The organism is Variovorax sp. ISS6, from assembly GCF_056523145.1.
The window spans coordinates 4,563,918-4,590,198 of record NZ_JAWRZC010000001.1 but is presented as its reverse complement, the minus strand read 5'-3'; the positions used below and the strand labels follow the sequence as shown (position 1 = coordinate 4,590,198).

At 68.0% G+C, this 26,281-nt stretch carries 26 protein-coding genes; 18 read left to right on the top strand and 8 right to left on the bottom strand.

The window, feature by feature from the left end:
• Nucleotides 1-14: 14 nt before the first annotated feature.
• Nucleotides 15-338: a hypothetical protein gene (locus AC1HIL_RS21320; RefSeq protein WP_479669953.1), complete on the top strand. Its 324-nt coding sequence runs from the start codon at nt 15-17 to the stop codon at nt 336-338.
• On the opposite strand, the gene kdsB is transcribed toward AC1HIL_RS21320, so the two are convergent.
• The 5 genes from kdsB to AC1HIL_RS21295 are packed head-to-tail and all read right to left on the bottom strand — an operon-like array spanning nt 328 to nt 3,398.
• Entirely contained in the window at nt 328-1,095 is a 768-nt protein-coding gene (gene kdsB / locus AC1HIL_RS21315; RefSeq protein ID WP_479669952.1) for a 3-deoxy-manno-octulosonate cytidylyltransferase, read from the bottom strand. The two genes, AC1HIL_RS21320 and kdsB, sit on opposite strands and share 11 nt — an antisense overlap.
• On the bottom strand, nt 1,092-1,274 hold the full coding sequence (locus tag AC1HIL_RS21310; protein ID WP_057596378.1) for a Trm112 family protein: 183 nt from the start codon (nt 1,272-1,274) through the stop codon (nt 1,092-1,094). The genes kdsB and AC1HIL_RS21310 overlap by 4 nt, the downstream gene beginning before the upstream one ends.
• Nucleotides 1,255-2,283, bottom strand: coding sequence for a tetraacyldisaccharide 4'-kinase (gene lpxK / locus AC1HIL_RS21305; protein WP_479669951.1), 1,029 nt, complete (start codon nt 2,281-2,283; stop codon nt 1,255-1,257). The genes AC1HIL_RS21310 and lpxK overlap by 20 nt, the downstream gene beginning before the upstream one ends.
• A gap of 1 nt (nt 2,284) precedes the next feature.
• Nucleotides 2,285-2,710, bottom strand: a complete 426-nt coding sequence (locus AC1HIL_RS21300; RefSeq protein ID WP_409976473.1) for an ExbD/TolR family protein — start codon at nt 2,708-2,710, stop codon at nt 2,285-2,287.
• Nucleotides 2,711-2,765: 55 nt separating this feature from the next.
• Nucleotides 2,766-3,398, bottom strand: a complete 633-nt coding sequence (locus AC1HIL_RS21295; protein WP_057596380.1) for a MotA/TolQ/ExbB proton channel family protein — start codon at nt 3,396-3,398, stop codon at nt 2,766-2,768.
• Between the two features lie 313 nt (nt 3,399-3,711).
• Between AC1HIL_RS21295 and xseA the strand changes: the two genes are divergently transcribed.
• Entirely contained in the window at nt 3,712-5,016 is a 1,305-nt protein-coding gene (xseA, locus tag AC1HIL_RS21290; RefSeq protein WP_413763424.1) for an exodeoxyribonuclease VII large subunit, read from the top strand.
• A gap of 59 nt (nt 5,017-5,075) precedes the next feature.
• Nucleotides 5,076-5,657, top strand: coding sequence for a superoxide dismutase (locus AC1HIL_RS21285; protein WP_261205579.1), 582 nt, complete (start codon nt 5,076-5,078; stop codon nt 5,655-5,657).
• 108 nt (nt 5,658-5,765) lie between these two features.
• Here the strand turns inward: AC1HIL_RS21285 and AC1HIL_RS21280 are convergent, their stop codons facing one another.
• The 3 genes from AC1HIL_RS21280 to AC1HIL_RS21270 all read right to left on the bottom strand — a co-directional run bounded on the left by AC1HIL_RS21280 (nt 5,766) and on the right by AC1HIL_RS21270 (nt 7,023).
• The gene (locus tag AC1HIL_RS21280; RefSeq protein WP_057594843.1) at nt 5,766-6,236 is read right to left on the bottom strand and encodes a DUF192 domain-containing protein; all 471 of its coding nucleotides are present in this window, start codon (nt 6,234-6,236) and stop codon (nt 5,766-5,768) included.
• 104 nt (nt 6,237-6,340) lie between these two features.
• Nucleotides 6,341-6,532 (bottom strand): hypothetical protein, encoded by a 192-nt coding sequence (locus tag AC1HIL_RS21275; protein WP_261205580.1) that lies wholly within the window; start codon nt 6,530-6,532, stop codon nt 6,341-6,343.
• A gap of 167 nt (nt 6,533-6,699) precedes the next feature.
• A complete protein-coding gene (locus tag AC1HIL_RS21270) occupies nt 6,700-7,023 on the bottom strand; it encodes a hypothetical protein (protein WP_057594841.1) in 324 nt (107 codons plus the stop codon).
• Between the two features lie 221 nt (nt 7,024-7,244).
• On the opposite strand from AC1HIL_RS21270, the gene icd reads away from it, so the two are divergent.
• The 15 genes from icd (at nt 7,245) to AC1HIL_RS21195 (ending at nt 26,266) form a co-directional block, all read left to right on the top strand.
• Complete coding sequence (icd, locus tag AC1HIL_RS21265; RefSeq protein WP_413763427.1) at nt 7,245-8,504, top strand: NADP-dependent isocitrate dehydrogenase; 1,260 nt, start codon at nt 7,245-7,247, stop codon at nt 8,502-8,504.
• A 344-nt stretch (nt 8,505-8,848) separates the two neighbouring features.
• On the top strand, nt 8,849-11,554 hold the full coding sequence (tssH, locus tag AC1HIL_RS21260) for a type VI secretion system ATPase TssH (RefSeq protein WP_479669950.1): 2,706 nt from the start codon (nt 8,849-8,851) through the stop codon (nt 11,552-11,554).
• Between the two features lie 90 nt (nt 11,555-11,644).
• The gene (tssB, locus tag AC1HIL_RS21255; RefSeq protein WP_057594839.1) at nt 11,645-12,181 is read left to right on the top strand and encodes a type VI secretion system contractile sheath small subunit; all 537 of its coding nucleotides are present in this window, start codon (nt 11,645-11,647) and stop codon (nt 12,179-12,181) included.
• Between the two features lie 28 nt (nt 12,182-12,209).
• A complete protein-coding gene (gene tssC, locus AC1HIL_RS21250; protein ID WP_479669949.1) occupies nt 12,210-13,712 on the top strand; it encodes a type VI secretion system contractile sheath large subunit in 1,503 nt (500 codons plus the stop codon).
• Between the two features lie 80 nt (nt 13,713-13,792).
• Complete coding sequence (locus tag AC1HIL_RS21245) at nt 13,793-14,278, top strand: Hcp family type VI secretion system effector (protein WP_261205584.1); 486 nt, start codon at nt 13,793-13,795, stop codon at nt 14,276-14,278.
• A gap of 50 nt (nt 14,279-14,328) precedes the next feature.
• Nucleotides 14,329-14,835 (top strand): type VI secretion system lipoprotein TssJ, encoded by a 507-nt coding sequence (gene tssJ / locus AC1HIL_RS21240; RefSeq protein WP_479669948.1) that lies wholly within the window; start codon nt 14,329-14,331, stop codon nt 14,833-14,835.
• Between the two features lie 29 nt (nt 14,836-14,864).
• A complete protein-coding gene (tssK, locus tag AC1HIL_RS21235; RefSeq protein WP_479669947.1) occupies nt 14,865-16,220 on the top strand; it encodes a type VI secretion system baseplate subunit TssK in 1,356 nt (451 codons plus the stop codon).
• 52 nt (nt 16,221-16,272) lie between these two features.
• The gene (locus tag AC1HIL_RS21230; RefSeq protein WP_479669946.1) at nt 16,273-16,929 is read left to right on the top strand and encodes a hypothetical protein; all 657 of its coding nucleotides are present in this window, start codon (nt 16,273-16,275) and stop codon (nt 16,927-16,929) included.
• Between the two features lie 35 nt (nt 16,930-16,964).
• A complete protein-coding gene (tssL, locus tag AC1HIL_RS21225) occupies nt 16,965-18,311 on the top strand; it encodes a type VI secretion system protein TssL, long form (protein ID WP_479669945.1) in 1,347 nt (448 codons plus the stop codon).
• Nucleotides 18,312-18,331: 20 nt separating this feature from the next.
• Nucleotides 18,332-22,354, top strand: a complete 4,023-nt coding sequence (gene tssM / locus AC1HIL_RS21220) for a type VI secretion system membrane subunit TssM (RefSeq protein WP_479669944.1) — start codon at nt 18,332-18,334, stop codon at nt 22,352-22,354.
• A gap of 4 nt (nt 22,355-22,358) precedes the next feature.
• Nucleotides 22,359-23,150, top strand: coding sequence for a TagF domain-containing protein (locus tag AC1HIL_RS21215; protein ID WP_057594832.1), 792 nt, complete (start codon nt 22,359-22,361; stop codon nt 23,148-23,150).
• 14 nt (nt 23,151-23,164) lie between these two features.
• The gene (locus AC1HIL_RS21210; RefSeq protein ID WP_479672429.1) at nt 23,165-23,824 is read left to right on the top strand and encodes a TagK domain-containing protein; all 660 of its coding nucleotides are present in this window, start codon (nt 23,165-23,167) and stop codon (nt 23,822-23,824) included.
• Between the two features lie 38 nt (nt 23,825-23,862).
• Complete coding sequence (tssG, locus tag AC1HIL_RS21205) at nt 23,863-24,909, top strand: type VI secretion system baseplate subunit TssG (protein WP_479672793.1); 1,047 nt, start codon at nt 23,863-23,865, stop codon at nt 24,907-24,909.
• Nucleotides 24,906-25,916: a type VI secretion system protein TssA gene (locus AC1HIL_RS21200; RefSeq protein ID WP_479669942.1), complete on the top strand. Its 1,011-nt coding sequence runs from the start codon at nt 24,906-24,908 to the stop codon at nt 25,914-25,916. The genes tssG and AC1HIL_RS21200 overlap by 4 nt, the downstream gene beginning before the upstream one ends.
• Complete coding sequence (locus AC1HIL_RS21195) at nt 25,898-26,266, top strand: hypothetical protein (protein ID WP_479669941.1); 369 nt, start codon at nt 25,898-25,900, stop codon at nt 26,264-26,266. Before AC1HIL_RS21200 ends, AC1HIL_RS21195 begins: the two co-directional genes overlap by 19 nt.
• The last annotated feature ends 15 nt before the right edge of the window (nt 26,267-26,281 follow it).

Here is a 26,281-nt window from a genome sequence, read left to right as displayed (position 1 = left end):
AAAGCGCCGACGCCATGATTTCCGTGATCCTCGGATCGAACGACAAGCCCCGCATGGAGCGCTTCCTGGCCTTGCTGGGGTTCGCGAGCCAGGACGGGCGTTCCTACGTGGCGCCCGGCCATCAAGGCTTCGAGTTCTACTTCACCGAGGCGCCGTCCAAGCCTTCCGCGAGCACCGAGATCTTCGTCTCGGTGTCGAGCCAGGCCGACCCCGATGCCTTCTTCGAGACGCTCGAGCGGATCGGATTGCCGTTCGAAACCTGGGAGCACCCGAGGTTCTACGACGTCCGCGTGACCGATCCGGCCGGTCGGCTGTGGCAGGTGATGCTCAAGTCGTAGCGGCGAACAGCGCCCGCACCCGCGCCAGGTCTTCCGGCGTATCCACGCCCGGACCCGGCGCCGCGTCGCTCACGTGCACCGCGATGCGGTGCCCATGCCACAACGCGCGCAACTGCTCGAGCGCCTCGATGCCTTCGAGCGGCGAGGGCGGCAGCGCGGGAAATTGGCGCACGAAGCCCGCGCGGTAGCCGTAGATGCCGATGTGGCGCAGCGGCGCCGGCGAGGGCAGCCGCGCAGGCGGCACGCCGGGCGCGGCGCCGTCGCGCCACCACGGGATCGGCGCACGGCTGAAATAGAGCGCGTTGCCCTGCGCGTCGAGCACGGCCTTCACGACGTTGGGATTGAGGTAGTCGGCCACCGAATCGATGGCATGCACCGCGGTGCTCATCGCGGCATCGGGCCGCGAGAGCAGCGCCGCGGCCACGGCGTCGATCAGCGCCGGCTCGATCAGCGGCTCGTCGCCCTGCACGTTGACCACCACCGCGTCGCCGTCGAGACCGAGCTGTTCGCAGGCCTCGGCGAGGCGGTCGCTGCCGCTCGGATGGTCCTGGCGCGTGAGGATCGCCTCCACCCCATGGGCCTGGCAGGCCGCGAGGATCGAGGCATGGTCCGCCGCCACCACCACGCGCGCCGCGCCGGATTGCGCCGCGCGCTGCGCCACGCGCGCCACCATCGGCACGCCGGCGATGTCGGCCAGCGGCTTGTCGGGCAGCCGCGTCGACGCCAGCCGGGCCGGCACCAGAACCGTGAAGCTCACAGCCCGAGCTCGTCGTCGGACAGGGTGCGGGCCTCGTTTTCGAGCAGCACCGGGATGCCGTCGCGCACCGGATAGGCCAGGCGCGCGCTGCGCGAACAGAGTTCCTGCTTTTCGGGATTCCAGGTCAGGGGGCCCTTGGTGACGGGGCAGACGAGCAGTTCAAGCAGCTTGGTGTCCATCGGTCGATGATAGCTTTGCGTCGAGTGCCGCGAGGAAGGCGTCGGAGGGTTCGAACAGCAGCGGCACGGCCAGCGCACGGGGCGCCTGGCGCCAGAGCTTGACCGCGTCCTTCTCGGTGCACAGCAGCAGGTGGTCGGCCGGCAGGTCGTCCTGCCAGTCGACGAAATCGTGGTGATCGGGCAGGGCGATGGTTCGTTCGGGTTCGATGCCTTGCGCGCGCAGCATCTCGAAGAAGGCCTCGGGCCGCGCGATCGCCGCCAGCGCCGTGATGGGGCGCGCAGCCAGCGAGGCCAGCGGCGTCCGGGTGCCGTCGTTCGCCACCGCGTAGGTCGCCAGCTGGCGCGTGGCGGTGAAGCCGCCGGCGAAGGCTGGGTGCTCGCCGCTGTGCAGCACCAGGTCGCAATCGCGCGGCCAGGGTTCGCGCAAGGGGCCGGCCGGCAGCAGCCAGCCATTGCCGATGCCGCGGTCGTCGAACACGCAGATCTCGACGTCGCGCGCCAGCGCCAGGTGCTGCAGGCCGTCGTCGCTCACGATGACCTGCGTGGCGGGATGGGCCGCGAGCAGCGCGCGCGCCGCCTCGGCGCGGCGGCGCGCCACGAACACCGGCACGCCCGTGCTGCGCCGGATCAGCGCCGGCTCGTCGCCGACCTCGCGCGGATCGCTGTCGGGCAAGACTTCGCGGCAGTCGTCCGTATGCCGGCCGTAGCCGCGCGACACCACGCCCACCCGCCAACCCCGCGCACGAAGATGCCGCGCCACGGCCATCACCACCGGCGTCTTGCCCGCGCCACCCGCGATCACGTTGCCGACGATCACCACCGGTACCGGCATGCGTTCGGCCCGCAGCCAGCCGAGGCGATAGAGCAGCGCGCGCAGCGCCACCAGGGTGCGAAAGAGCAGGGACAAGGGCCACAGCAGCAGCGCGAGAGGTCCGCGCCGCAGCCAGGCGTGCCGAAGCCGCGAGGCGGTTGCGCCGGTGTCGGTGCCGTTGCGCCCCTGCGACGGCAACTCAGTGCCCGGCTTGCGCCGTCGACTGGGCGGCGAAGGTGATCTGCATCAGGCCCGCGCGGCGCGCCGCTTCCATCACCGTCACCACGGCCTGGTGCGGACTGCTGGCATCGGCGCTGATGATCACCACGCTGTCCTTGCCGCCGGTGGCGGCCGCGGCGAGCGCCGCCGCCACGGTGTCCACGGCGCGGTCGGGCAACTGCGTCTTGTTGATCGAGTAGCGCCCGTCGGCCGAGACGCCGACGATCACTTCCTTGGGATAGTCGCGCTGCGCGTCCACGTCCGCCGTCGGCAGCCGCAGCTGCATCTCGGTGAACTTGCTGTAGGTGGTCGACAGCATCAGGAAGATCAGCACCACCAGCAGCACGTCGATGAACGGGATCAGGTTGATCTCGGGCTCGTCGCGTGCGCCGTGGCGAAACTGCATGCGGCCGCGGCTCATCGGGCGCTCCCGGCGGCGGCCATGGCGGCGGTGGGCGCGCTCATTTGCGCAGCGCGTTGAGATGGCGCGCGAAGCGCTCGCCCGAGAGTTCCAGGTTCAGCAGGTACTCGTCGACGCGGCTGCGGAAATAGCGCCAGAAGATCAGTGTCGGGATTGCGACGATCAGGCCGAAGGCGGTGTTGTAGAGCGCGATCGAGATGCCGTGCGCGAGTTGCGCCGGATTGCCCGAGCCCACCGCGCCGCTGGTGGGCGACTGCGAGCCGAAGATTTCGATCATGCCGATCACCGTGCCCAGCAGCCCGAGCAGCGGGGCGGCCGAGGCGATGGTGGCGAGGGCAGGCAGGTAGCGCTCCAGCCGGTGCGCCACGGTGCGGCCCGAGGCCTCCATGGCGGCGCGCAGGTCGTCCTCGGTGCAGCGCGGATTGGCGTTCAGCGCCCGCAGGCCGGCGGCCAGCACCTGGCCGAGCATCGAGTTGTTTTCCAGCTTGGTCACCACGTCGGGCCCCGGCACCGCGTTGTGCGACACCGTGATGGTTTCTTCGAGCAGCTTGGGCGGCAGCACTTTCACCGTCTTGAGACTTGTGAAACGTTCTATAACAAGCGCGAGTGCGATCACCGAGCAAGCGAGCAGCGGCCAGATGGGCCAACCTGCAGCAACTATGATGGAAAACAAGGAATCCTCCGGCCCCGTAGGCTGTCAATGCGCGGCGATTATCCACCGAGCCCACCATCGCCACGGCGCTTGTTTGCGTGTCGGCCAAGACGCACAGATTCTGTGGATAACTTTGTGATTAACCTGCTGCGCAAGTCGCCGCGAGCCGCGCCAACTGGGCTTTCCATTAGATCGATTGAATTTTGGGCACCGCTTTTTTTAATGAAATCAACAACTTGCACGAGAAACCGTGCAATTGTCCGACCCCGGGGGCGCGGCGCCCCGCCCGCGGCACCCGTTGTGGAAGAGTGCTAAATCACGATTCGGCGGTTCTGTGAACTTGCGTGACCCGAATCCGCCCGCCGGGCCCCGCGTATGGGCCGTCGGCGCGTTGTGCCGCGCGGTCGCCGATGCGCTCGATGCCCGCTTCAATCCGGTTTCCGTGCGCGGCGAAATCTCCGGTTTCTCGCGCGCGGCGAGTGGACATTGTTACTTCTCGCTCAAGGACGAGTCGGGCCAGCTGCGCTGCGCCATGTTCCGCCGCGCGGCGGGCCTGCTCGATTTCTCGCCGCGCGACGGCGACCAGGTCGAGGTGCGCGGTCGCCTCGCGGTCTACGAGCCGCGCGGCGACCTGCAACTCGTCGTCGAGAGCCTGCGCCGGGCCGGGCAGGGCGCCCTGTTCGAGCAGTTCCTCCAGCGCAAGGCGCGCCTCGAGGCCGAGGGCCTGTTCGACCCGGCGCGCAAGCGCGCGCTGCCGGTGATGCCGCGCGCCATCGGCGTGGTCACCTCGCTGGGCGCCGCGGCGCTCCACGACGTGGTGACCGCGCTGCGCCGGCGCGTGCCCCATATTCCCGTGACGGTGGCTCCCGCCGCGGTGCAGGGCGCCGGTGCGCCCGGCGAACTGGTGCGCGCGCTGCAGTCGCTCTATGCGCTGCAGCCCGCGGTCGACGTCATCCTGCTGGTGCGCGGCGGCGGCTCGATCGAGGACCTCTGGGCCTTCAACGACGAGAGCCTGGCGCGCACCATCGTGCAGAGCCCGGTGCCGCTCATCAGCGGCGTGGGCCACGAGACCGACTTCACCATCGCCGATTTCTGCGCCGACCTGCGCGCTCCCACGCCCACCGCCGCGGCGGAGCTGGTGAGCGCGCCGCGGGCGCTGTGGCTCGATGCCCTCGCGCTGCTCGAGGAGCGCCTCGACGACGCCATCGGCGCGCGGCTCGATGCGCTGGGCCAGCGGCTCGACCAGGCCGCCGGCCGGCTGGGCCGTCCCTCGACGCTGGTGGCGCGGCAGCAGCTGCGGCTCGCGCATCACGCACAGCGCCTGCACTATGCGGTGCTGTCGAGGACTCAGCGGCAATCGCAAGCGGCCCAGAAGCTGGCCGACGATTTCCCCGCGAAGTTCGACCGTGCGCTGGTGCAGCGCCGCGAGCGCCTGGAGCGCGTCGCGCTGCGGCTGAGGCTGCTCGATCCCGCGCTCGTGCTGCAGCGCGGCTATGCCTGGATCACCGACGCCGACGGCCGCGCCGTCGTCAGCGCGAAGGCGCTCGCACCCGGCGATGCCGTCGTTGCCCGCCTGTCCGATGGCTCCGTCGATCTGACCGTCGCGTCACGCGGCGCGACGGGAACGCGTCCGACGTGAGCGCCACGTTTCCTTTCTAGAATCATCGATTCCCCACAACCAACCCACGAGAAAAAACCATGGAACATGTGCTCCCACCCCTGCCGTACGCCCTCGACGCACTGGCACCCGAGTACTCGAAGGAGACCCTCGAGTACCACTACGGCAAGCACCACAACGCCTACGTGGTGAACCTCAACAACCTGCAGAAGGGCACCGAGTTCGAGTCGATGACGCTCGAGGAGATCGTCAAGAAGTCCAGCGGCGGCATCTACAACAACTCGGCCCAGATCTGGAACCACACCTTCTTCTGGAACTGCATGAAGCCGCAGGGCGGCGGCGCTCCCAGTGGCGCGCTGGCCAAGGCCATCGATGCCAAGTGGGGCAGCTACGACGCTTTCAAGGAAGCCTTCGTGAAGTCGGCCGTGGGCAACTTCGGCTCGGGCTGGACCTGGCTGGTGAAGAAGGCCGACGGCAGCGTGGACATCGTGAACACCGGCGCCGCCGGCACGCCGCTGACGACCGCCGACACGGCGCTGCTGACGGTCGACGTCTGGGAACACGCCTACTACATCGACTACCGCAACCTGCGTCCGAAGTTCGTCGAGACCTTCCTGGCCAAGCTGGTCAACTGGGAGTTCGCCGAGAAGAACTTCGGCTGAGACCGACGAGAGGCACCATCACGGTGCTTTCACGAATGAAAAAGCCCCGCATGCGGGGCTTTTTGCTGGGCCAACCGCTATCGGTTGGCGGCGCGGGCACGCAAGCAATCAGCGCTTGCCGGCGGCGAACAATTCGCCGGTGATCTTCGCGCCCTTCTTGATGTTCTTCTTCTTGAACCAGCCCTGGTTCATCTCGAGCACGTACTTCACCGGCTCCTCGGAGCAATGCGAATCGTCGGTCTGCGGCTTCATGTCGGCCAGGTTGACGATGCGGCCGTCCTCGGCCACAAAGGCTGCGGTCAGCGGCAGCAGCGTGTTGCGCATCCAGAAGCACTGGGTGGCCGGCTGCTCGAACACGAAGATCATGCCTTCGGCCTGCGGCATCTCCTTGCGGAACATCAGGCCGACCTGGCGCTCGACCGGCGCCTGGGCGATCTGCGCATCGATGGTGTAGAGGCCGATCGACAGCTTGGTGCGCGGGAGGTTGGTTTGGGGTTCCTGCTGGGCGTGGGCCGGAGCGAGCAGGGCGGCGGAGATGGCGACGGAGCAGGCCAGGAGGGCGGCAAAACGCTGGAGCATCGGGGTTCTTTCAGACTCTTCCATACAAAGAAGGCCGTGCCCGGCCCCATGAAAAAAGCCCGCTGACGCGGGCCTGGCGGGCATGGCCTGTGAAGGCGGCTAGCTTACGCCTTCTTGGTGGCGACGTGGGCCTTGGCGACCTTGCGGGCCTTGTGCTTCTTGGCGGCGGCGTGCTTCTTGGCGGGTGCCTTGGCCTTGGTGACCGCGGGAGCGGCCGCAGCGGGTTCGGCGGGTTGTTGGGCAAAGGCACCGAATGCGACGAGACCGGCAACCAGGGCAGCGAACAGCTTCTTCATGACAAATCCTTTGAGATTGTTAGGTATGGACCACCTCCCGGTGGAGGTGCATGTTCAACGGAAAGCATTCGTCGCGGTTGACAGGCGCGTCCCCTGAAAAATGAGCAAGGAATGAGGGCGAAAAAAAAGCGCCCCGATGGAGCGCTTTCTTTCAAGAGGACGAATCCTTAGTTGGGCGTGCCGCCTTGGGTCGACTTGCGCTTCACGCTGCCGTCCTTGTTGCGACGACGCTGGTCGCGGGTTTCAGCGCGCTTCTCGCCGGAGGTGGCAGCCTTGTCGGTGCCGATGGCGCCGCCTTCGGGCGTCTTGGCGATGTCGCCAGCGGGAGCAGCCACCTTGCCAGCAGGACGTGCGTCCTTGCGGGCTTCAGCGCGTTGCTGCGCCTTGCTGTTGCTGGCGTTCCCTTGTTCGGGGGTGGTGCCAGCCGGGTTTTGGGCATAGGCGCCGGCTGCGAACAGGCCAGCGATCATGACTGCGAGAAGTTTGCTCATTGATGATTCCTCTATCGAGAATTGGTTGGAAACGCCTCCCGGCGAGCAGAAGGTCAGGCACTAACGAGGCCGGCGGCCCGCAGGTTGACAAACGCCCACTGATGGGTTGCGTCTAAAATGTACAGCGATTTGTTCGCGGGCTGTACAGCGAATCTCCCTCGCTGTCTGAATTCGCAGACAGTCGTCCTGAATTAGGTCCACCCTCGGAGTTTTCCCCCTTCATGTCCAGCTACCAGCACATCAAAGTCCCGGCCGAAGGCCAGAAGATCGCGGTCAACGCCGACAACTCCCTGAATGTGCCCGACCAGCCGATCATCCCCTTCATCGAAGGCGATGGCACCGGTCTGGACATCACGCCCGTGATGCTGAAGGTGGTGGATGCGGCGGTGGCCAAGGCCTATGGCGGCAAGAAGAAGATCCACTGGATGGAGGTCTATGCTGGCGAGAAGTCGACCAAGGTCTACGGTCCCGACGTATGGCTGCCCGAGGAAACGCTGCACGCCGTGCGCGACTACGTCGTTTCGATCAAGGGCCCACTGACCACGCCCGTCGGCGGCGGCATCCGCTCGCTGAACGTCGCGCTGCGCCAGCAACTCGACCTCTACGTCTGCCTGCGTCCCATCCAGTACTTCGAAGGCGTGCCCAGCCCGGTGCGCGAGCCGCACAAGACCAACATGGTCATCTTCCGCGAGAACTCGGAAGACATCTACGCCGGCATCGAGTTCGAAGCCGAGAGCGACAAGGCCAAGAAGCTCATCAAGTTCCTGCAAGAGGAAATGGGCGTCAAGAAGATCCGTTTCCCCGAGACCTCGGGCATCGGCGTCAAGCCGGTGTCGAGGGAGGGCACCGAGCGCCTGGTGCGCAAGGCGCTGCAGTACGCGATCGACAACGACAAGCCGAGCGTCACGCTGGTGCACAAGGGCAACATCATGAAGTTCACCGAAGGTGGCTTCCGCGACTGGGGCTACGCCCTGGCCCAGAAGGAGTTCGGCGCCGAACTCATCGACGGCGGCCCGTGGATGAAGTTCAAGAGCCCGAAGACCGGCAAGGACATCACCGTCAAGGACAGCATCGCCGACGCGTTCCTGCAGCAGATCCTGCTGCGTCCCGCCGAGTACAGCGTCATCGCAACGCTCAACCTCAACGGCGACTACGTGTCCGACGCACTGGCCGCGCAGGTCGGTGGCATCGGCATCGCTCCGGGCGCGAACCTCAGCGACACGGTCGCCATGTTCGAAGCCACCCACGGCACCGCGCCCAAGTACGCCGGCAAGGACTACGTGAATCCCGGCTCCGAAATCCTCTCGGCCGAAATGATGCTGCGCCACATGGGCTGGAAGGAAGCCGCCGACCTGATCATCAGCGCGATGGAAAAGTCGATCGCCAGCAAGCGGGTCACCTATGACTTCGCCCGCCTGATGGACGGCGCCACGCAAGTGAGCTGCTCGGGCTTCGGCCAGGTGATGATCGACAACATGTGATCTCGCCGTCGGCGTTCTCGAACGCCGAAGCGACAGCCGCAAGCCCTCGAGGTTCTCGCGAACCTCGAGGGCTTTTTCTTGGGTGCACGCGTCTCTTTTGACGCTCTGGAAAGACTCGTTGGGGGCAAAGATCACGGTTGAAGTTATGCCTGTGCGCATTTAACTATTGCTAGAAACTGGGGACGAAAAAACACGCTACCCCCTCCACAGAATCGCGCTCATCGAGGATCACGGGAGCGCACGATGAGGGAGAGAAAAAAGCAGCGATCGATGCCGCCATGCGCACATGCAGCGCGTCGTTTCGCGCAGGCGTGCACGAGGCCCACGTACGAGGGCGAACGGCCATGACGCGGTCTCGCCGGGCCCTGTTCGGAAAGCTCGACCTCACGCTGTTTCGTGCGATCGAATCGGCGACGTCGTTCGCGAGATTGCGCGGCAATCCTCAGGTTGAACTCGTGCACTGGCTGCACCAGTTGCGCCAGGCCGGCGATGGCGATCTGCACCGCCTGTGCCTTCACCATCGCATCGATACGCAACGGCTCGATACCGACCTTGCCGCAGCCTTGTCCAGCCTGCCGGCCGGCGCCTCGTCCTTGAGCGACTTCTCGCCTCACGTCGAGACCGCGATCGAACGCGCATGGCTCCTGTCCAGCCTCGAGTTCGGCAATCCTTGCATCCGCGGCGTGCAATTGATGAGCGCGCTGCTGCGGAGCCCGGACCTTCGGCGCGTGCTGTTCGAGATTGCACCCGCGTTTCGCGCCCTGGCGGCCGAACGGCGGCCCGACGAGCTGCTTGCGCTCGTGACAGGCTCTCCCGAGGATGCGGAGGGGCCTTACGATGGATCGAGCACGATGCCGGCGCCATCGTGCGAAGCGGGTCGTGCGATGGAGCTGGCCACGCCGTCCGGCGCAGCGTTGGTCACCTACTGCACCGATCTCACCGAGAGTGCGCGCGCCGCGCGGATCGATCCCGTCATCGGCCGCGGCCAGGAGATCGGCGCCATGGTCGATATCCTGCTGCGCCGGCGCCAGAACAACCCCCTGCTCACCGGCGAGGCCGGCGTGGGCAAGACCGCGGTCGTCGAGGGGCTGGCACTCGCGATCGCCAGGGCCGAGGTCCCGCCGAAGCTGCGCAACGCACGATTGCTGAGCCTCGACGTCGGCGCGCTGCTGTCCGGCGCCGGCCTGCGTGGCGAATTCGAGTCCAGGCTCAAGTCGCTGCTGCAGGAAGCCGCGCAATCGACGCAGCCGGTGATCCTGTTCATCGACGAGGTGCACATGCTGGTCGGCGCTGGTGGCCAGGGCGCGGCGGCGGATGCGGCCAATCTTCTCAAGCCGGTGCTCGCGCGCGGCGCGCTGCGCGTGATCGGCGCGACCGCCTGGCGCGAATACAAGCGGCACATCGAGAAGGATCCCGCGCTCGCGCGCCGCTTCCAGGTGCAGCAGGTCATGGAGCCGCCGGCCTCCGCCGCCATCGACATGGTGCGAGGACTCGCATCGACATTTGCCGCGCACCACGGCGTGACCGTGCTCGACGAAGCGGTGCGTGCCGCCGTCGTGTTGTCGCAGCGCTACCTGCCCGCGCGGCAGTTGCCCGACAAGGCCGTCAGCCTGCTCGACACCGCCTGCGCACGCGTCGCCATGTCGCTGCACGTGCCGCCGCCGGCTGTCATCGGCCTGCGGCAACGGATCGCGTCGCTCGCGGTGGAGGTCGCTTTGCTGCGTGACGAGACCCGGATTGCCCAGGGCTGCGAGACCCGACTGGCGCGGATGCTCGCGGCGCGGGAATCGCTCGAAAAGATCCGCGACGAGCTCAGGGCACAGAAGGTCAAGTGGAGGGGGGAGAGGGCGCTGGTCCGGCAAATCCAGGCGCTGAGGGCTGAAGAAGAAAAGGAGGGGGAGGATGAGCCGGACCATCTTCCGCACCTCGACGCGTCGGCGCTCGAGGAAGAGCTTCGAGGTCTCCAGCAAGGCACGCCGCAGGTCTTCCTCCAGGTGGACGAGGCGGTCGTCGCGAAGATCGTCGCCGAGTGGACCGGCATCCCCGCGGGCCGGTTGCTCACCGACGAGGCAGCGGCCGTGCTGGAGCTTCAACGCACGCTCGAGCAGCGCGTGCTCGGCCAGACGGGGGCCCTCGAGCTCATCGCCCGGCGCATCCAGACGGCGCGCGCATGTCTCACGGATCCCTGCAAGCCCGCGGGCGTGTTCCTGCTGGCCGGGCCTTCGGGTGTCGGCAAGACCGAAACCGCGCTTGCATTGGCCGAGGCGATGCATGGCGGCGAGCAGAACCTCGTCACCTTGAACATGAGCGAGTTCCAGGAGCCGCACAGCGTGGCGACGCTGCGCGGCGCGCCACCGGGCTACGTCGGCTATGGCGAGGGCGGCGTGCTCACCGAAGCCGTGCGCCGCCGGCCCTACTGCGTCGTGCTGCTGGACGAGATCGAGAAGGCCCATCCCGACGTGCACGAGGTCTTCTACCAGGTGTTCGACAAGGGATGGATGGAGGATGGCGAGGGACAGCGCATCGACTTTCGCCACACCACGATCCTGCTCACCAGCAACGCCGGCTCGGCGTTCGTCGAGCATGCCTGCCGAGACGCGGCATCGATGCCTTCGGTCGAGGCCTTGTGTTCAGGCTTGGCAGCGCCGCTGCGCCGGGTCTTTTCCGCGGCCTTTCTCGGCCGCGTGACGGTGGTGCCGTACCTGCCGCTGTCGACGCCGGTCCTGGCGGGGATTGCCGCGCTGCATTTGCGGCGCATCGCGGAGCGGATGGGCGAGCAGCACGGGATCGACCTGAGCTACGCGGACGATCTCATCGCCCATGTCATCGGGCGGTGCCCGGTCCGCGACACCGGCGCCCGGCAGCTTGCCGCGTTCATGGACCAACAGCTGTTGCCCGTGCTGTCGGGGCATTGGCTCGACGCGCTGCGGAGCAGGCGCGAGATCACCCGCGTGCATGTGGGCCTTCGCAGCCATGGCGTGGAAACGCTTGCGCAAGGTGCGGCGGACGCCGCCGAGAAGCGCATCGCCTGTCACATCGAGTACGCCTGAGGTGGCCAACCCGCACAACCGGGCATCGTTTTCGTTCGGGGGCCTGTTCCGCGCAGGTTCGTCATTCACTGTCTTTTCAGGAGGGGTTTCATGATCGACAACAGCAGCCAGAAGTTCATCGCTCGAAACCGGGCGCCGCGTGTGCAGATCGAATACGACGTGGAGGTCTACGGGTCCGAAAAAAAGATCGAATTGCCGTTCGTCATGGGCGTGCTCGCCGATCTCTCGGGCAAGCCGGCCGAGCCGCTGCCACCGGTCGCGGAGCGGAAATTCCTCGACATCGATGTCGACAACTTCGACGAGCGCATGAAGGCGATCGCTCCGCGCGTCGCATTCGCGGTCCCCAACACGCTGACGGGCGAAGGGCAACTCATGGTCGACATCACGTTCGAAAGCATGGAGGACTTCTCGCCGGCGGCCATCGCCCAGAAAGTCGAACCGCTCGCGCGCCTGCTCGAGGCACGCAGCCAGCTCGCCAACCTGCAGACCTACATGGACGGCAAGGCGGGTGCCGAAGACCTGATGAACCGGCTTCTGCAGGATCCCGCGCTCCTGAGGTCCCTGGCGTCATCGGCCAGGCCGGCGTCCGAACTCGGATGCGATCCCGGCATCGTGGCCTGCGCCTGAGCGGCCGAACCGCTCCCAGGAGATGCCCATGTCATCCAGCGACGCCATCGTTCTTGCCGAGCCCGCACCCGGGCGCTACGTCGAAGCCCCGGACTTCGCCGAGCTGCTCGACCGGGAATTCCGGCCCAAGACGGAAGAAGCCCGCGGCGCGGTCGAAGCGGCCGTGCGCACCCTGGCCGAACAGGCCCTGTTCAACGCCGCGACCATGACCGACGATGCCTACACCAGCATCCAGGCCATCATTGCCGAGATCGACCGCAAGCTGTCGGCGCAGATCAATCTCGTGCTGCACAAGGAGGAATTCCAGCAGGTCGAGTCGGCCTGGCGGGGCATGAGCCACCTCGTCAGCAACACCGAGACCGACGAGAAGCTCAAGATCCGGTTCATGGACGTCTCGAAGGACGAGGTCCGCCGCACGCTGCGCCGCCACCGCGGCATGGCATGGGACCATAGCCCGGTCTTCAAGCGCATCTACGAAGAGGAATACGGGCAGCTCGGTGGCGAGCCCTACGGCTGCCTGGTGGCCGACTACTACTTCGACCACACGCCCGCCGACGTCGAACTGCTCGCGGCGATCGCCAAGGTGGCGGCCGCCTCGCATGCCCCGTTCATCGCCGGCTCGGCGCCTTCGCTGCTCGGCATGGAGTCCTGGCAGGAGCTCGCGAATCCCAGGGATCTCGCGCGGATCACATCGAACCTCGAGCACGCGCCGTGGAACTCGCTGCGCGGCACCGAGGATTCGCGCTACGTCGGCCTCGCCATGCCGCGGTTCCTGGCCCGGCTTCCCTACGGTGCCAAGACCAACCCCGTGGACGCCTTCGATTTCGAGGAGGAAACCGAGGGCGCCGACCATCGCAACTACGTCTGGAGCAACGCCTCGTATGCGATGGCGGTGAACATCAATCGCAGCTTCAAGCGCCATGGCTGGTGCACGATGATCCGCGGCGTGGAGTCGGGTGGCGTGGTGGAAAACCTGCCGTGCCACACCTTTCCGACCGATGACGGCGGCTTCGACATGAAGTGTCCGACCGAGATCGCGATCTCCGACCGGCGCGAGGCCGAGCTTGCCAAGGCGGGCCTGATACCGCTCGTGCACAGGAAGAACTCCGACAGCGCTGCCTTCATCGGCGCGCAATCGATCCAGCGGCCGCAGGAGTACATGGACCCCGACGCCACCGCCAACGCCCACCTGGCGGCGCGCCTGCCGTATCTCTTCGCCAGCACCCGGTTCGCGCACTACCTCAAGTGCATCGTGCGCGACAAGATCGGCAGCTTCAAGGAGCGCGACGACATGCAGCGTTGGCTCAACGGCTGGATCATGAACTACGTCGATGCCGACCCCGCGAACTCCTCGCAGGAGACCAAGGCGCGACGGCCGCTCGCCGCCGCCGAGGTCGTGGTCGAGGAACTCGAGGGCAATCCAGGCTACTACGGCGCCAAGTTCTTCCTGCGCCCGCACTTCCAGCTCGAGGGGCTGACGGTCTCGCTGCGGCTCGTGGCCAGGCTGCCCTCGCTCAGGGAAGAGGCCTGACCGGCACTTGTTCCCTTCAAGCCGCGACCCGCGGTCCATGCATCTTTCGGAAGCCGACAACGACAGAACAGGGAGTTCGCATGTCTCAAGACATTTTTTTGAAGATCGACGGCATCGAGGGCGAGTCCCTGGATGCCGAGCACAAGAACGAGATCGAGGTGCTCGCCTTCAACTGGAAGGCGTTCCAGGAGTCGTTCATGCATGCCGGTTCGGGCGGCGGCGCCGGCAAGGCCACGGTGGAAGACCTGGAGTTCGACCACCACATCGACCGCGCCAGTCCCAACCTCATGAAGTACTGCCTGACCGGCAAGCACGTCCAGGAAGCCAGGCTGACCGTGCGCAAGGCCGGCGGCAGCCCGCTCGAGTACCTCAAGTACACCTTCACCGACGTGATCGTCACCGCGGTCCACACGTTCGGCGCGAACTCGGACGAACTGCGCATCAAGGAGCGCGTGCGGCTTTCGTTCTCGAAGATCAGGCAGGAGTACGCCGTGCAGAACGCGCAGGGCGGCAGCGCGGGCGCCGTGACCGCGGGGTACGACATCAAGGGCAACAAGGAGTCCTGAGCGGAGGTCCCGACATGCGCGTTCCCGCTGCCTCATTCCTGGCTTGTCCGATGCGCCTCAACCGACGCGATGCGCTGCTCGTCGTGCCGCTGATGGCGCGGCCGGCGATGGCCCAGTTCCCGTCGCCCAAGGAACAGATCCGCCTGGAGCTCGCCGTCATGGCCGAGGCGGAGGTCAATCCGGACGACAAGGGCCGACCGGCGCCGATCCTCGTTCGCCTCTACGAACTGAAGTCCAGCGCGGCCTTCGAGGCGGCCGACTACTTCACGCTGCATGGCAACGACAAGGCGCTGATCGGCGCCGACATGCTCGTGCGCGAGGAGTTCATCCTGCGACCCGGCGAAACGCGTGCGATCCGTCGCAAATCTCATCCCGACCTGGGCGCCATCGGCGTGCTGGCCGGCTATCGGGACCTGGGGCTCTCCGATTGGCGCGCCGTGCAGCAGGTGGAGGCCGCGCCCGAGATCGCCTGGTACCGCGCCGTGCTGCCGGCCCACAAGCTCAAGCTCGAGGTCCGGCTGCAGGCGCGCGGCATCCGGGTCGTTCCCGCCGACTGAGCAGCGGCCATGCAAACGGGCGCCGAACCATGAGCTGGTACAACAAGGTCGTCTGGAGCGAGGGACTCTTCCTGCGCCCACAGCTGTTCCAGCAGCAGGAGCGCTACCTCGAGCACCTGGCGCACAAGCGGTCGGTCGCGCTCGATCCGTTCTACTGGGGCTTTCACCGGTATGCGATCGATGCCGAGTCGCTGTCGCTCGGCAAGCTGGTGCTGGCCGGCGCCGCCGGCGTGTTCCAGGATGGCACGCCGTTCGACGTGCCCGGCCAGGCCCTTGCTCCCGCACCGCTCACGGTGCTTGCGGAGCATGTCGACCAGGTCATTCACCTGGCGGTGCCCATCCGCACGCCCGACGGCGAGGAGACCACCTTCGACGACCCTGCTGCATCGATGGGCTCGCTCGCGCGTTTCGGTGTATTCGACACCGAGTTGCGTGACGCCAACTCCATCGGTCAGGGACCGAAGACGGTGCAGCTCTCGCGCCTGCGTCTGCGCCTGCTGCCCGAGCGAGAACTGTCGGACGCCTGGATCGGCCTGCCGCTGGCCAGGGTCAGCGTGCTGCGATCCGATGGCAGCATCGCGCTCGATCACCGCCTGATTCCGCCGGTGTCGGGCTATGGCGCGAGTACGTTGCTGAGCGACTGGATCACGCACCTGCACGGGCTGTGCCGCCTGCGCGCCGATGCGCTCGCCGCGAGGTTGACCGGCGGCGACGGCAAGTCCGGCGCGACCGCCGAGGTCTCGGACTTCCTGCTGCTGCAGACCCTCAACCGCTACGAGCCCTTGCTGGAGCACTGGCTGCAGGTCAGGGACACCTCGCCGCAGCAGTTGTTCATGGCGCTGCGCGCATTCGGCGGCGAACTGGCCACCTTCGGACGCACCGGCCATCGCCGGCCTCCGGCCCATGGCGGATACCGGCATGTGGACCCCTACCTGTCGTTCAAGGGGCTGGTCGCCGAAGTGCAGTCGCTGCTCAACGATGTGCTGGTGCGCAGCGCCCATTCCATCGCGCTGGCGGAGCGGGCCCACGGCGTGCACGTCGCGAGCGTCGAGCCCGCGGAGCTCCAGGGCTATCAGAGCCTGGTCTTCGCCGTGGCGGCGCACCTGCCGCCCGATCAACTGGCCAGCCAGTTCGTCGCCTGCTGCAAGGCCGGGCCCAGCGATCGGCTGCCCGAACTGATCCGGTCGCATCTGCCAGGCATTCCGCTCCAGGTCCTGCCGGTTCCACCGCGGCAGATCCCGTTCAACGCCGGCTTCGTCTATTTCCAGCTCGACCCGCACGGTGCCCTCTGGGAGCACATGGTTCGCCATGGGGGGCTGGCGCTGCACGTGGCGGCGGAATTTCCAGGGTTGCGCATGGAACTCTGGGGAGTGCGGGAGAAATGATGCAAGCCTTGCGTTGCGAAGCGTGCGCCTCGCTCGATCCGGAGGGCAGGGCATGAGTACGCCGATTGCCCAGCTCGCCAGGGAGCACGCCCGGCTGCTCGACGGCAGCCGCGCGGTCATGACCATTGCCGGTGCCGACCTGACCGCGGGTTTCTTCGCGGGCGTGGCCTGGCACAACCTGCGCTTCGTCGACTGCGATTTCGCGGGCGAGGGCAACGTGCGGCTCGACGCCATGTCCGGCTGCCGATTCATGGATTGCCGGTTCATCGCCCCGAGCCATGACTTCGGCGTGATGGACGACGTGCGCTTCGTTCGCTGCAGGACCTCCGGCACTGCGATTCTCGGTGGCAGAGACGCCAGTTTCGGCGTGGTCTTCGAGGAGTGTGTCTTCGCGGGCGGCGACACGGTCTCGCATGCGCGCGAAGGCATCGGCAGCACCGGTGAAACGACTTTTCGCCGCTGCACGGGCCGTGGGGCCGTTCTCGTGGCCGGCACGCGGCTCGCGATCGAGGGTTGCAGCTTCGAGCACATGAGTTTCACGATCGGCCGACAGCGAGACCGCGGCGTGCCATTGGCGGCCACCGTCGCGATCGAGAACACGCAGGGCACCGGCGTCTGGCGCATGACGGACGCACGCATGAAGACCTGCCATATCCGCAACAGCCGCTTCGAGCGGATCGTCGACGACGGTTCCGAATGCGAGCCCTGAGCATCGCTTTCGCACCTGCTTGCCTGCCCCGCACCATGCACTACCCCGAAGAAAAGAGCGATCCGGCATTCGGTGCCGATGACTTCCATGCCGGCGTCGCGAGTGCGTCGCTCGACGAGGGCGGTTCGGTGCGCGAGCGCCTGGCGGCCATCGCGGCGGCAAGGAATCCGTTGCTCGAAGCGGCCCAGCCGCTGCTGCGTGCGCTGGCGGATCTGCCGCGGTCCCTCGGCGAGGAGGAGGTCGAGGTGTGGCACGGATTGCTCGAGCGCGAAGTCGCGGCCTTCCAGTCCATCTGCGCCGCCGCGAGGATTCGCCATGAACATGCGCTGGCCGCGAGCTACGCGTTGTGCACCGCGATCGACGAGGCCGCGAACAGCACCGCGTGGGGAGGCGGGCAGGCGGGCGAGGCGGGTGTCTGGGCCGGCCTCCAGTTGGCGGCGCGTTTCCATGGCGACACCAAGGGCGGCGACAAGTTCTTCCTGCTGATCGGCCGGCTGGCCACCGATCCCGAGCAGCATGCCGATCTGCTCGAACTGATGTACCAGGTCCTCGGCCTCGGTTTCGAGGGCCGCTACAGCACCGCCGACCACGGAAGCCGGCAACTCGAAGCCGTGCGTCACCGCTTGTTCGAACTGCTCGCGACAGTCCGTCCCCAGGTGCCGCATGAACTCTCGCCGCACTGGAAAGGGGGGCCGGCGGGACGGCTTCGGCTGGCGCGCAGCGTGCCGGTATGGATCACGAGCCTCGTGGCCGCGTTCGTCCTGTCAGGCCTGTTCGGCTGGTACAGATACCAGCTCTCGGCGATGAGCGGGGACCTGACGCAGCGGCTGGCCGCCATCGGGCGGATGCGTCCGCCGAACCCGCCGATGGCTTCGGCGGCCCGGCCGCCGCGGCTGAAGGAACTGCTGTCGTCCGAGATCGCGCGCGGCAGCGTGAACGTCGACGAGAACGCGCGCCACAGCACCGTCAGCTTTCGGGGCGACGAGATGTTCGTGCCCGGCCGCGCGAGTCTCGGTGCGCGAATCCTTCCGGTGCTGGACAAGGTTGCCGGCGAGATCAGGCAGGTATCCGGCAGCGTGCAGGTCGTCGGGCACACCGACAACCGGCCGATACGCACGCGCGAGTTTCCCGACAACCAGGTGCTGAGCGAAAAGCGCGCCGCGGCCGTGGCTGCCTTGCTGCGGGACAAGGGCGTCGAGGCCGCGCGCATCCGAAGCATCGGGCAAGGCGACGCCGCTCCGCTCGACGACAACGCCACGGCGCAGGGCCGTGCCCGCAACCGGCGTGTCGACATCGTTGTGTCCCAGGACTCGGGCATCGATCCGCACGCCCAGGCGCCTGCGCCCGCGCGGAGCGAAAGCCCGCCGCCGCTTCATCGCTGAAGAGAAAGGTCGCCGGATCCATGCCATACCTCAAACAAGCGGGCGCATTCGTGGTGTCGCGGCCATTCCTGGCGCTGCTGGCCGTCGTGCTGGCCGCCTGCGTCATCTGGTTCACGGGCGACCTGCTGGCCCTGAGCGGCGTGCGCCCCATGGCTTCGCGCGAAGTGCGGCTCGCGCTGATCGTGCTGTTGCTGCTGCTCGGCATCCTCTGGCTGGCCTCGGGCCCTTACAGCCTCGTCGGCGTCGGGGCACTGTGCCTTCTCATATGGCATGCGGGACCGACCCTGGCGATCGGGGAGGCCAGGCCGCTCACGCCGATTGGAACGCGCATCGCGCTCCTGGTCGCGGTCCTGTCGCTCTATGCCCTCTACGGCTGCTTCCGCCTCTGGCAGGCCTTGCGCAGCAACGACGACCTGCTCGCCAGGTTCCTGTTTCGCAAGGCGTTGCCCCAGGAACACGAGGCCGCGAAGGAAGAACTCAGGCGCGTGGCCGCCGGGATCCAGGCGGCCGTGGCGGCACTGCGGAAAATGCGCGGCTTCGGCCGCCTGCACCGGATGCTGGATGGCAAGCGTCACCTGTACGAACTGCCGTGGTACATGGTCCTCGGGAGCCCCGGCGTCGGCAAGACGACAGTTCTGCGCCATTCGGGGCTCCAGTTTCCGCTGGCGCGCCAATGGGGGCTGGAGAGCCGGACGATGCTGTCCGATGCTCCGGCCGAAACGTCGCACTGCGATTGGTGGATCGCGAACGAGGCGGTGTTCATCGACACCGCGGGCCGCTACACCACCCAGCGCGACCATGCCGCCCGCGATCCCGCCGAGTGGCGCGGCTTTCTTGGCCTGCTTCGCTCGCATCGCGTGCGCGCGCCGATCAACGGCGTGATCGTCGTGCTGAGCGTGGCCGAGCTGCTCGCCCAGGGCGATGCCGAACGATCCGAGCATGCGGCACTGCTGCGCGATCGACTGGCCGAGCTTCGTCAAGTGCTGGGCATCCGCTTTCCGGTCTATGTGATCGTGGCTCAGATCGACCGGTTGCGCGGCTTCCGCGAGTACTTCCATTCGCTCACGAGCGACAGCCGCGCCCAGCCCTGGGGTTTCACCTTGCCGCTCGCGCTGAAGGGGCGCCTCGGTTCCCGCGGCAGCCCGGCGCCGGAGGGGGAGGGCTTGCACCCACGGGTTCGTGCCGAGTTCGAGCTGCTCCAGCAGCGGATCGAGGCCGGCCTTCATGCCCGCTTGAACGAGGAGTTTGACGTCGAGCGCCGACGCCGCCTCTTCGCGCTGCCGCGCGAGCTGGCGGGACTGTCGTCGCGATTGCTGCCTTTGCTGGAGCAGGTCTTCCTCTCGTCCCGGTTCGACGACACGCAGAACCGCGAGGCGCTTCGCGGCGTCTATTTCACGAGCGGCGCGCAAGCGGGCGCCGAATTGCCGGCGGATGGCGCGACGCTGCTGCAACGGATGCGCCGGCGGCTCGCAGAAACCCGCGACGTGCCTTCGGCCTGCGCGTCGCAGGAACACGCCGACCCGGAGGCGGCGCGTGGCCAGCAAGGCTTCTTCATCCAGGGAGTGCTGGCCCGGGTGATCATTCCCGAAGCGCACCTGGTGCGCCCGAACCTGCGCTGGGAGTTCCGTTTCAGGCTCATGCGAATCCTGGGGCACGCGCTGGTGATCGTGCTGTTCGTCTGGCTGGCCGGTGCGTTGGCGCTGAGTTTCGGCAACAACCAGCGCTATCTCGAGGCGGCGAGCCAGCGAACGAATGCACTGTCGCTGCAGGTGCGCTCGTTGTTCGACGGCCTCAGGACCACCGACGTTACCGATGCATTGAACGCCGCGCGCGAACTGCCCAGTCAACCCGGGCTGGATCTCGACGACCCGGGTGGTGCCTATCTCTACGGGCTCTATGCCGCACCCGGCGTGCTGGCGGCGGCCGGCGAGACCTATGCCCGCCTGCAGAACCGCACCTTGCTGCCCGCCATCGTGCGGCGCATGGAGGTCGTGTTGTCGCAGCGCGTGAAGGAGGGCGATGCGAAGGCGGCCTACGACGCCTTGCGCGCCTACAAGCTGCTGTTCGACCGGTCGCGCTACATGAAGGGCGGCGCGGCCGAGGTGCGCGACTGGGTGCTCGGGGACTGGGAACTGTCCGGCGGCGCCACCGCATTCGGCGGCCGGGCCGCGGTGGTCGAGCATGCAGTAGCGCTCTTTTCGGGCGAACGCGCGCTCGAAGTGGATGCACTGCCCGATGCGGCGCTGGTGCGCGCGGCGCAGGATTTTCTCGGCACGCAGGCGTCGACCCAGCGGATCTACGAGCGCGCGAAGGCGGCGATGGAAGCGGAGGCGCCGCAAGCCTTCACGCTGATTCGAGCGGTCGGGCCGCAGGCCGGAGCCGTCTTCTCGCGCGACGGCGGGTTGCCGCTCGATCAAGGCGTGCCGGGCCTCTTCACCTACGAAGGCTATCACGAGGTCTTCGACAAGCGCCTGCCGGAGTTCGCTGCGCGTGCGTTCGATGACGATGGCTGGGTCATGGGGCGAGGGGCCGCTTCCTCGATCGAAGGCTCGGCGCGCGATGCACAGGGCGACCCGCGGCTGGCCGACATCCGGCGCCGCTACCTCGAGGAGTACGCCAAGCACTGGGAGCACTTTCTTGCTTCGGTGCGCCCGGTCGGCGGCAGCGACGCAGCCGCCACGAACCTGGGCTTCGACCTCGGTGTGCTGCGGCAGCTTGCTGCCCCCGACTCGCCGCTGAGTCGGCTCGCGCGCGCCGCCGCACGCGAAACCACCTTGTCGCGCCCGTTGATGGTTCCGGCGCAAGAGACCAGGGGATTGCTCGACAAGGCTGCCGAACAGATGAGCCGGCAGACCGAAGCGATGGGGCGTCGCCTCGGCATTCGCGCCGAGGAGCGGATGGAACGGCAGATCGTGGACGACCGTTTTGCCGCGCTGCGCGAACTGGTCACCGGGCAGCCCGACGTGGGCGCGCTACCGGGTGGCACGGCGGGTACCGCGAAGCCGGGGCTCGAAGCCGTCACCGGCCTGATCAACGAGTTCTACACGCTGCTGGTGGTGGCCGACACGGCCTTGAGCGCCCAAAGCCTGCCGCCCGGTGGTGCCGAGGTCGGCGCGCGCCTGCTGCTCGAAGCCGGGAAGCTGCCGGCGCCTTTTCGCGAAGTGTTGACCGCGCTGGCCACGAGCGGCGGCAGCAAGGTGGTGCAGGGAGCGACCGCAATCCTGCGTGGCCAGGCGCAGCTCCAGTTCGATCGTCTCATGGGGTTGATGGCGCAGCAGGTCGGCGAGCCTTGCCGGCGTGGCGTGGAAGGCCGCTACCCGCTGGCGGCGACCGTGCAGGATGCCTCCATCGAGGACTTCACGCTGATGTTCGCCGTGGGAGGGGCGGCCGACGAGTTCTTCGCAAAGCACTTGGCGGCCCTTGTCGATACCAGCGTGCGTCCCTGGCGCTACAAGGATCCGGGGAACTTTGCGAGTCTCGAGGTCCCCGCGGGCCCGGCGGCACCCGTGGCCGCAACGGGGACCACCGGGCCCACGCTGGCGGGAGAGCTGCTCAAGCTGCTCGCGCTCGGCGGTCCGAACCTCGAGGCCTTCGACCGGGCACGGCAGATCCGCGATCTCTTCTTTCGCGAGGCAGATGGCAGGAAGCTCGGGTGGAAGCTGGAGCTGAAGGTACTCGAGCTCGAGCCCAGCATCACCGACCTCGGCATCGACATCGATGGGCAAGGCCAGCGCTATGTCCATGGGCCGGTGCAGGCGCTTTCCATCCACTGGCCCGGTCCGCGCGGTGGATCGATGGCGGAACTGAGCGCGAATCCGCGGGTGTCGGGGCCGACCTCGACCGTGGGCGCCAGCGGGCCCTGGGCGCTGTTGCGACTGCTGGACAAGGGCCGTCTCGTGAGCACGGCGACCCCGGGACGCACGAGCGTCGAATTCCAGTTCGACGGACGGCGCGCGCTGCTCGACATCGGTTCCGGCAGTCAGCCGCATCCGTTCAACAGCGATCTGCTCAAGGGGTTTCGCTGCCCCGGGCGCATGGGGTGATCCGATGTTCGGCGAACTGATCGCGTCGTGGCAGGTGACACCGCCCGCCATCTGGGGCAAGTTGTCCGGTCATGCGGACTTCGTCCGCTTCGGAACGGGACAGGGAGAGATCGAGGCCTGGCGGGCCTGGCTCGCGCAAGAAGCGCGCCGATGCACCTTGTCCGCGGGGGACAAGGCCGGGCAGTCCCTGTCGGGCGCGGAGCGGCGGCCGGGGTTGCCGGTGGCCTTCGTGTTGCCGCCCGGAACCTTGCCGTTCGCCCGGCGGCAATGCGTTCTCGGTGTCATCGCGACCTCGGGCGACAGCCTCGGACACCGCCATCCGCTGGTCGTCTATCAGGCGGCAAGGCCGAGCTGGATCCGGCGCCACTTCGAAAACCATGCGGCGCAGCCGCGAGACTGGCAGTTCTGGCTGGCCCGGATGCTTGGGCGCCATCTGGCGGCGGCCTCGCCGGCGAACATCCGGACGCTGGCGATCGCGGTCCGGGCGCTGTGGGACGAGCAGTCGCGCGCTGGCGGCACGCCAGGCCTGCCGCCGGGCCCCGCCTTCGCGAATGCCAGTGGCCGCGACGACCCCTCAGGCCATCGGATGCAGGCCGTGATCGATCGATGGACGGCACCGAGGCCGGCGATCGATCCTGTCGCGCATGTGCGTGGCGTTCGCTTCCTGCCCTGGTCCGACTGGCCGGACCGGACCTGGAGCGCGCATGCCGGCAGCGCTTTCTGGCAACAGGACGCCGAGGGACGTTTCGTCGATGCGAGCCATCGGTTGCAGGCCACCTGGGGCGTGCTGCCATGAGGCGGTCTTTGGCCGTGGCAGATCGCGGTGCGTTCGAAGCCGCGTCGGCCCCCGAGCCGTGGGATCCGCCGCCGCGCGAGCACTTGCCGCATCGCGAGGCAGAGGCAGACCCCTTCGGCCTGCTCGACATCGCGGGCGCGCGGCACCGTCGGCGCGCGGATGTCGTGACCTCGTTGCTGCACGAAGGCCCCCCGGTGCCGCGGCCTTCCCGGTCGCTGTCGGTGCGTGACGACCGGGATTCCTCCATCGACGGGGCGAGGGGGCGCTGCGCGCTGTTCGAGCAGTGGCACGAAGAGTTCGTGCGCGTGGTCCGCGATCCCGGCGCGCTGGCTGGCCGGGCCGGCTCGCAGTGCCTCGCGGAGCCGGGCGGGAGCGCCGCGCCGACATGGGCACAGTTGAATGCACAGGGCGCCCGCTTTTCCTCGCCACTGGACATTTTTTGTGCCCGCGACAGCATCGATCGGGTGATCGAAGGCTTCGACCGGCTGGATGGTCCCGATCTGCTGGCACCCGGGCAGCCCGCGGAAGTGCTCTCGGCATTCGCTCCCGAGCTCGTTGGACATGCCGGCGGGGCGCTGCCCGGGCTGACGCGGCGCGAGCACCACGACATGGCGACCGACAGCCCGGTCCGCATCGGCGCACGCGTGGGCGGCCACGGGGATTCCACGGCATGAACGAGGAACTCCCCGGCGCCGGCACCGTGGCGCGGCAGATGGCCGAGATGCTCGACGCGGCCAGCCATGCGCCCTGGAGGTTCGGCTTCTTCGCGTTGCTGCGCCGGCTTGCCGCCGCCAGGCCCGACCAGCCGCCGATCGGGTTGGCGGCGCGACCGCGGCAGGAAGCCTTTCGCCTGGGGCAGGCCGCGGCCCTGGCCTTCGCGCCGCGCGAAATCGCCGAGATCGCGATGCCGTCGCAATCCGCCGCGCACCGAGGTGGCAACGACCCGTCGCGGCCGCTGATCCGGCTGTACGGGCTGGGCATGCTCGGATCGAACGGACCGCTGCCATTGCATTTCACCGAGATCGTGCGCGACCGCATGGAGAACGCGGGCGACAGCACCCTCGCGGACTTTCTCGATCTGTTCCATCACCGCTACCTCACGCACATCTACCGGGCCTGGGCGCAGAGCCAGTCGACCGAGGGGCTGGATCGCCGCGGGGACGAGCGTTTCAGCCGCTATGTCGCGCGCCTGACCGGTCACGATCCGGGCGAGATCCTCGATTCGGTGCTGCCGTCGCACGCACGGCTGGCCGCGGCCCCGCACCTGGGCCGGGAGACGCGCCATCCCGATGGCCTGGCGGGCACGCTGGCGCATTTCTTCGCCATCCCGGTCCGGCTGCGGGAGTTCATGCCGCATTGGATCTGCATCGCGCCCGAGGAGCGAAGCCGGCTGGGAAGCACCAGCGCCCCGAGCGTGATGGGGGCGGGCGCCGTGGCGGGCGAGGTGGTTGCCGACCGGCAGGGCCGGTTCCGGCTGGTGCTCGGCCCGCTGACGCTCGAGCGCTATCTGCGCCTGACCCCGCAGGGCTGCGACCTGCCGCTGCTGGTCGAGTGGGTCCGCGCCTTTGTCGGCCATGAATTCGCCTGGGATGTCGAACTGCGGATCCGTCGCGACAGCAGGCCGCCCGCGCGCCTCGATGCGCTGCGCCGGCTGGGGTGGTCGACCTGGCTGGGCGGGGACGAGGCAGCCTGCGGGGACTACACGGTCGGCATGGTGTTCGAGCCCGAGCGGTACATGGGCACTGCGGAGTCGCCATGAATCCGGGGCCCGCGGTTTCCGGCGACCTCGTCGACGACTGGGGAGCCCAGTGGCTGTCGCCGGTCAGTCCCACGGCGCCCTGCGGCCCCAGCCTCGAGTACGACCCGGACCATGCGGTGCTGCGTTCGCGCATGCTGCCGCGGGCCGAAGCGCAATACGGCGATTTCATCGGGCTTGCGGAGGCACCGAACTGGGGTGACGTCGAGCGGGACTGCGTGCGCCTGCTGGCGCGCACGCGCGACATCCATCTGCTGGTCTGGCTGTGCCGGGCGCGCACGCGGCTGGCGGGCGCCACGGGGTTGGCGCAGGGGCTCGCGGTGCTGGCCGCGGTCCTCGCCCGTTGGCCGGACGCCGTGCATCCGCAGCGCGTGATCGAGGGCGAGGACGATCCGACGGTGCGCGCGAACGCCCTGGCAGCCCTGGCCGATCCGGACGGCCTGGTCGGAGACGTCCGCGAGATCGTCGTGCATGCCGGCTCGGCCGCGCGCCTGACCGTGCGCGATGTCGATCGGGCGCTGCATGCGGCGGGCGGGGCATCGCTGCGGGATTCCGTGGGAAGGCAACTGTCCGAACTGCGGCGCGTGTCGGGCTCGGATCCGGGGGCGCCGCTGAATCGCCTGGCGAGCGCAGCGTGCTCGGTTCAGCGCATCGTGCGGTGGAGCAGGGCACAGCTCGCTGGCGAGGCGCCCGAACCGCATTCGCTGCAACGGCTGCTGAGCCCCTTTCACCTCTCCAATGACGTCGCTGCCCATGAAGCTCCTGACCGGCGTACCTCGTCGGTGACGGTCGCGCCTCTCGCCGACGCGGCCGCGCATGAGCGGCCCACCTCGCGGGATGACGCGCTGAACGCCATCCGGGCCGTGCGGGCCTGGTTCGAGGTCCATGAGCCGAGCACCCCGGTCGTGCTGCTGCTGCGCCAGGCTGAGAGCCTGGTCGGAAGGCCCTTCGCGGAGGTGGTCGGTGCGATTCCACAGGAACTGCTGCAGAAATGGGGCGCCGCGAAGTGAACCGGCTCCCGCCGGCATGGCTGCTCGCGGGCATCCTCGCCATTGGCTGGCTCGGCGGCGGACTGTCCGCATGGCTGATCCTGCGAGCGGGACGCAAGGCGCCACGGGTCTCGCGGCAACCCGCCCGGCCCGATGTACCCGTGGCCGAACGCCCGGCAGCCCGGGTTTCCCGGATTCCGCGGCTGGCCGAGGCCGCACCGCCCGTACCGCCGCCGGAACGACCGGAACGTCGGCTGCTCGACCTCAGCGACGAGGAAATCGATGCGCTTCCGGCGGAACTGCCGGCCGCCGAACGTGCCCAAAGGCGCAAATTGCCGGGTCCCCGAAAGCCTGATCTGCGGAATATCTGAGCGCTACATCGTCAA

Coding starts and splice junctions, on each gene's coding strand:
- AC1HIL_RS21320 (WP_479669953.1), top strand. CDS start 15: ATGATTTCCGTGATCCTCGGATCGAACGACAAGCCCCGCATGGAGCGC.
- AC1HIL_RS21310 (WP_057596378.1), bottom strand. CDS start 1,274: ATGGACACCAAGCTGCTTGAACTGCTCGTCTGCCCCGTCACCAAGGGC.
- AC1HIL_RS21300 (WP_409976473.1), bottom strand. CDS start 2,710: ATGCAGTTTCGCCACGGCGCACGCGACGAGCCCGAGATCAACCTGATC.
- AC1HIL_RS21285 (WP_261205579.1), top strand. CDS start 5,076: ATGGAACATGTGCTCCCACCCCTGCCGTACGCCCTCGACGCACTGGCA.
- AC1HIL_RS21280 (WP_057594843.1), bottom strand. CDS start 6,236: ATGCTCCAGCGTTTTGCCGCCCTCCTGGCCTGCTCCGTCGCCATCTCC.
- AC1HIL_RS21275 (WP_261205580.1), bottom strand. CDS start 6,532: ATGAAGAAGCTGTTCGCTGCCCTGGTTGCCGGTCTCGTCGCATTCGGT.
- AC1HIL_RS21270 (WP_057594841.1), bottom strand. CDS start 7,023: ATGAGCAAACTTCTCGCAGTCATGATCGCTGGCCTGTTCGCAGCCGGC.
- icd (WP_413763427.1), top strand. CDS start 7,245: ATGTCCAGCTACCAGCACATCAAAGTCCCGGCCGAAGGCCAGAAGATC.
- tssH (WP_479669950.1), top strand. CDS start 8,849: ATGACGCGGTCTCGCCGGGCCCTGTTCGGAAAGCTCGACCTCACGCTG.
- tssB (WP_057594839.1), top strand. CDS start 11,645: ATGATCGACAACAGCAGCCAGAAGTTCATCGCTCGAAACCGGGCGCCG.
- tssC (WP_479669949.1), top strand. CDS start 12,210: ATGTCATCCAGCGACGCCATCGTTCTTGCCGAGCCCGCACCCGGGCGC.
- AC1HIL_RS21245 (WP_261205584.1), top strand. CDS start 13,793: ATGTCTCAAGACATTTTTTTGAAGATCGACGGCATCGAGGGCGAGTCC.
- tssJ (WP_479669948.1), top strand. CDS start 14,329: ATGCGCCTCAACCGACGCGATGCGCTGCTCGTCGTGCCGCTGATGGCG.
- tssK (WP_479669947.1), top strand. CDS start 14,865: ATGAGCTGGTACAACAAGGTCGTCTGGAGCGAGGGACTCTTCCTGCGC.
- AC1HIL_RS21230 (WP_479669946.1), top strand. CDS start 16,273: ATGAGTACGCCGATTGCCCAGCTCGCCAGGGAGCACGCCCGGCTGCTC.
- tssL (WP_479669945.1), top strand. CDS start 16,965: ATGCACTACCCCGAAGAAAAGAGCGATCCGGCATTCGGTGCCGATGAC.
- tssM (WP_479669944.1), top strand. CDS start 18,332: ATGCCATACCTCAAACAAGCGGGCGCATTCGTGGTGTCGCGGCCATTC.
- AC1HIL_RS21215 (WP_057594832.1), top strand. CDS start 22,359: ATGTTCGGCGAACTGATCGCGTCGTGGCAGGTGACACCGCCCGCCATC.
- tssG (WP_479672793.1), top strand. CDS start 23,863: ATGGCCGAGATGCTCGACGCGGCCAGCCATGCGCCCTGGAGGTTCGGC.
- AC1HIL_RS21200 (WP_479669942.1), top strand. CDS start 24,906: ATGAATCCGGGGCCCGCGGTTTCCGGCGACCTCGTCGACGACTGGGGA.
- AC1HIL_RS21195 (WP_479669941.1), top strand. CDS start 25,898: ATGGGGCGCCGCGAAGTGAACCGGCTCCCGCCGGCATGGCTGCTCGCG.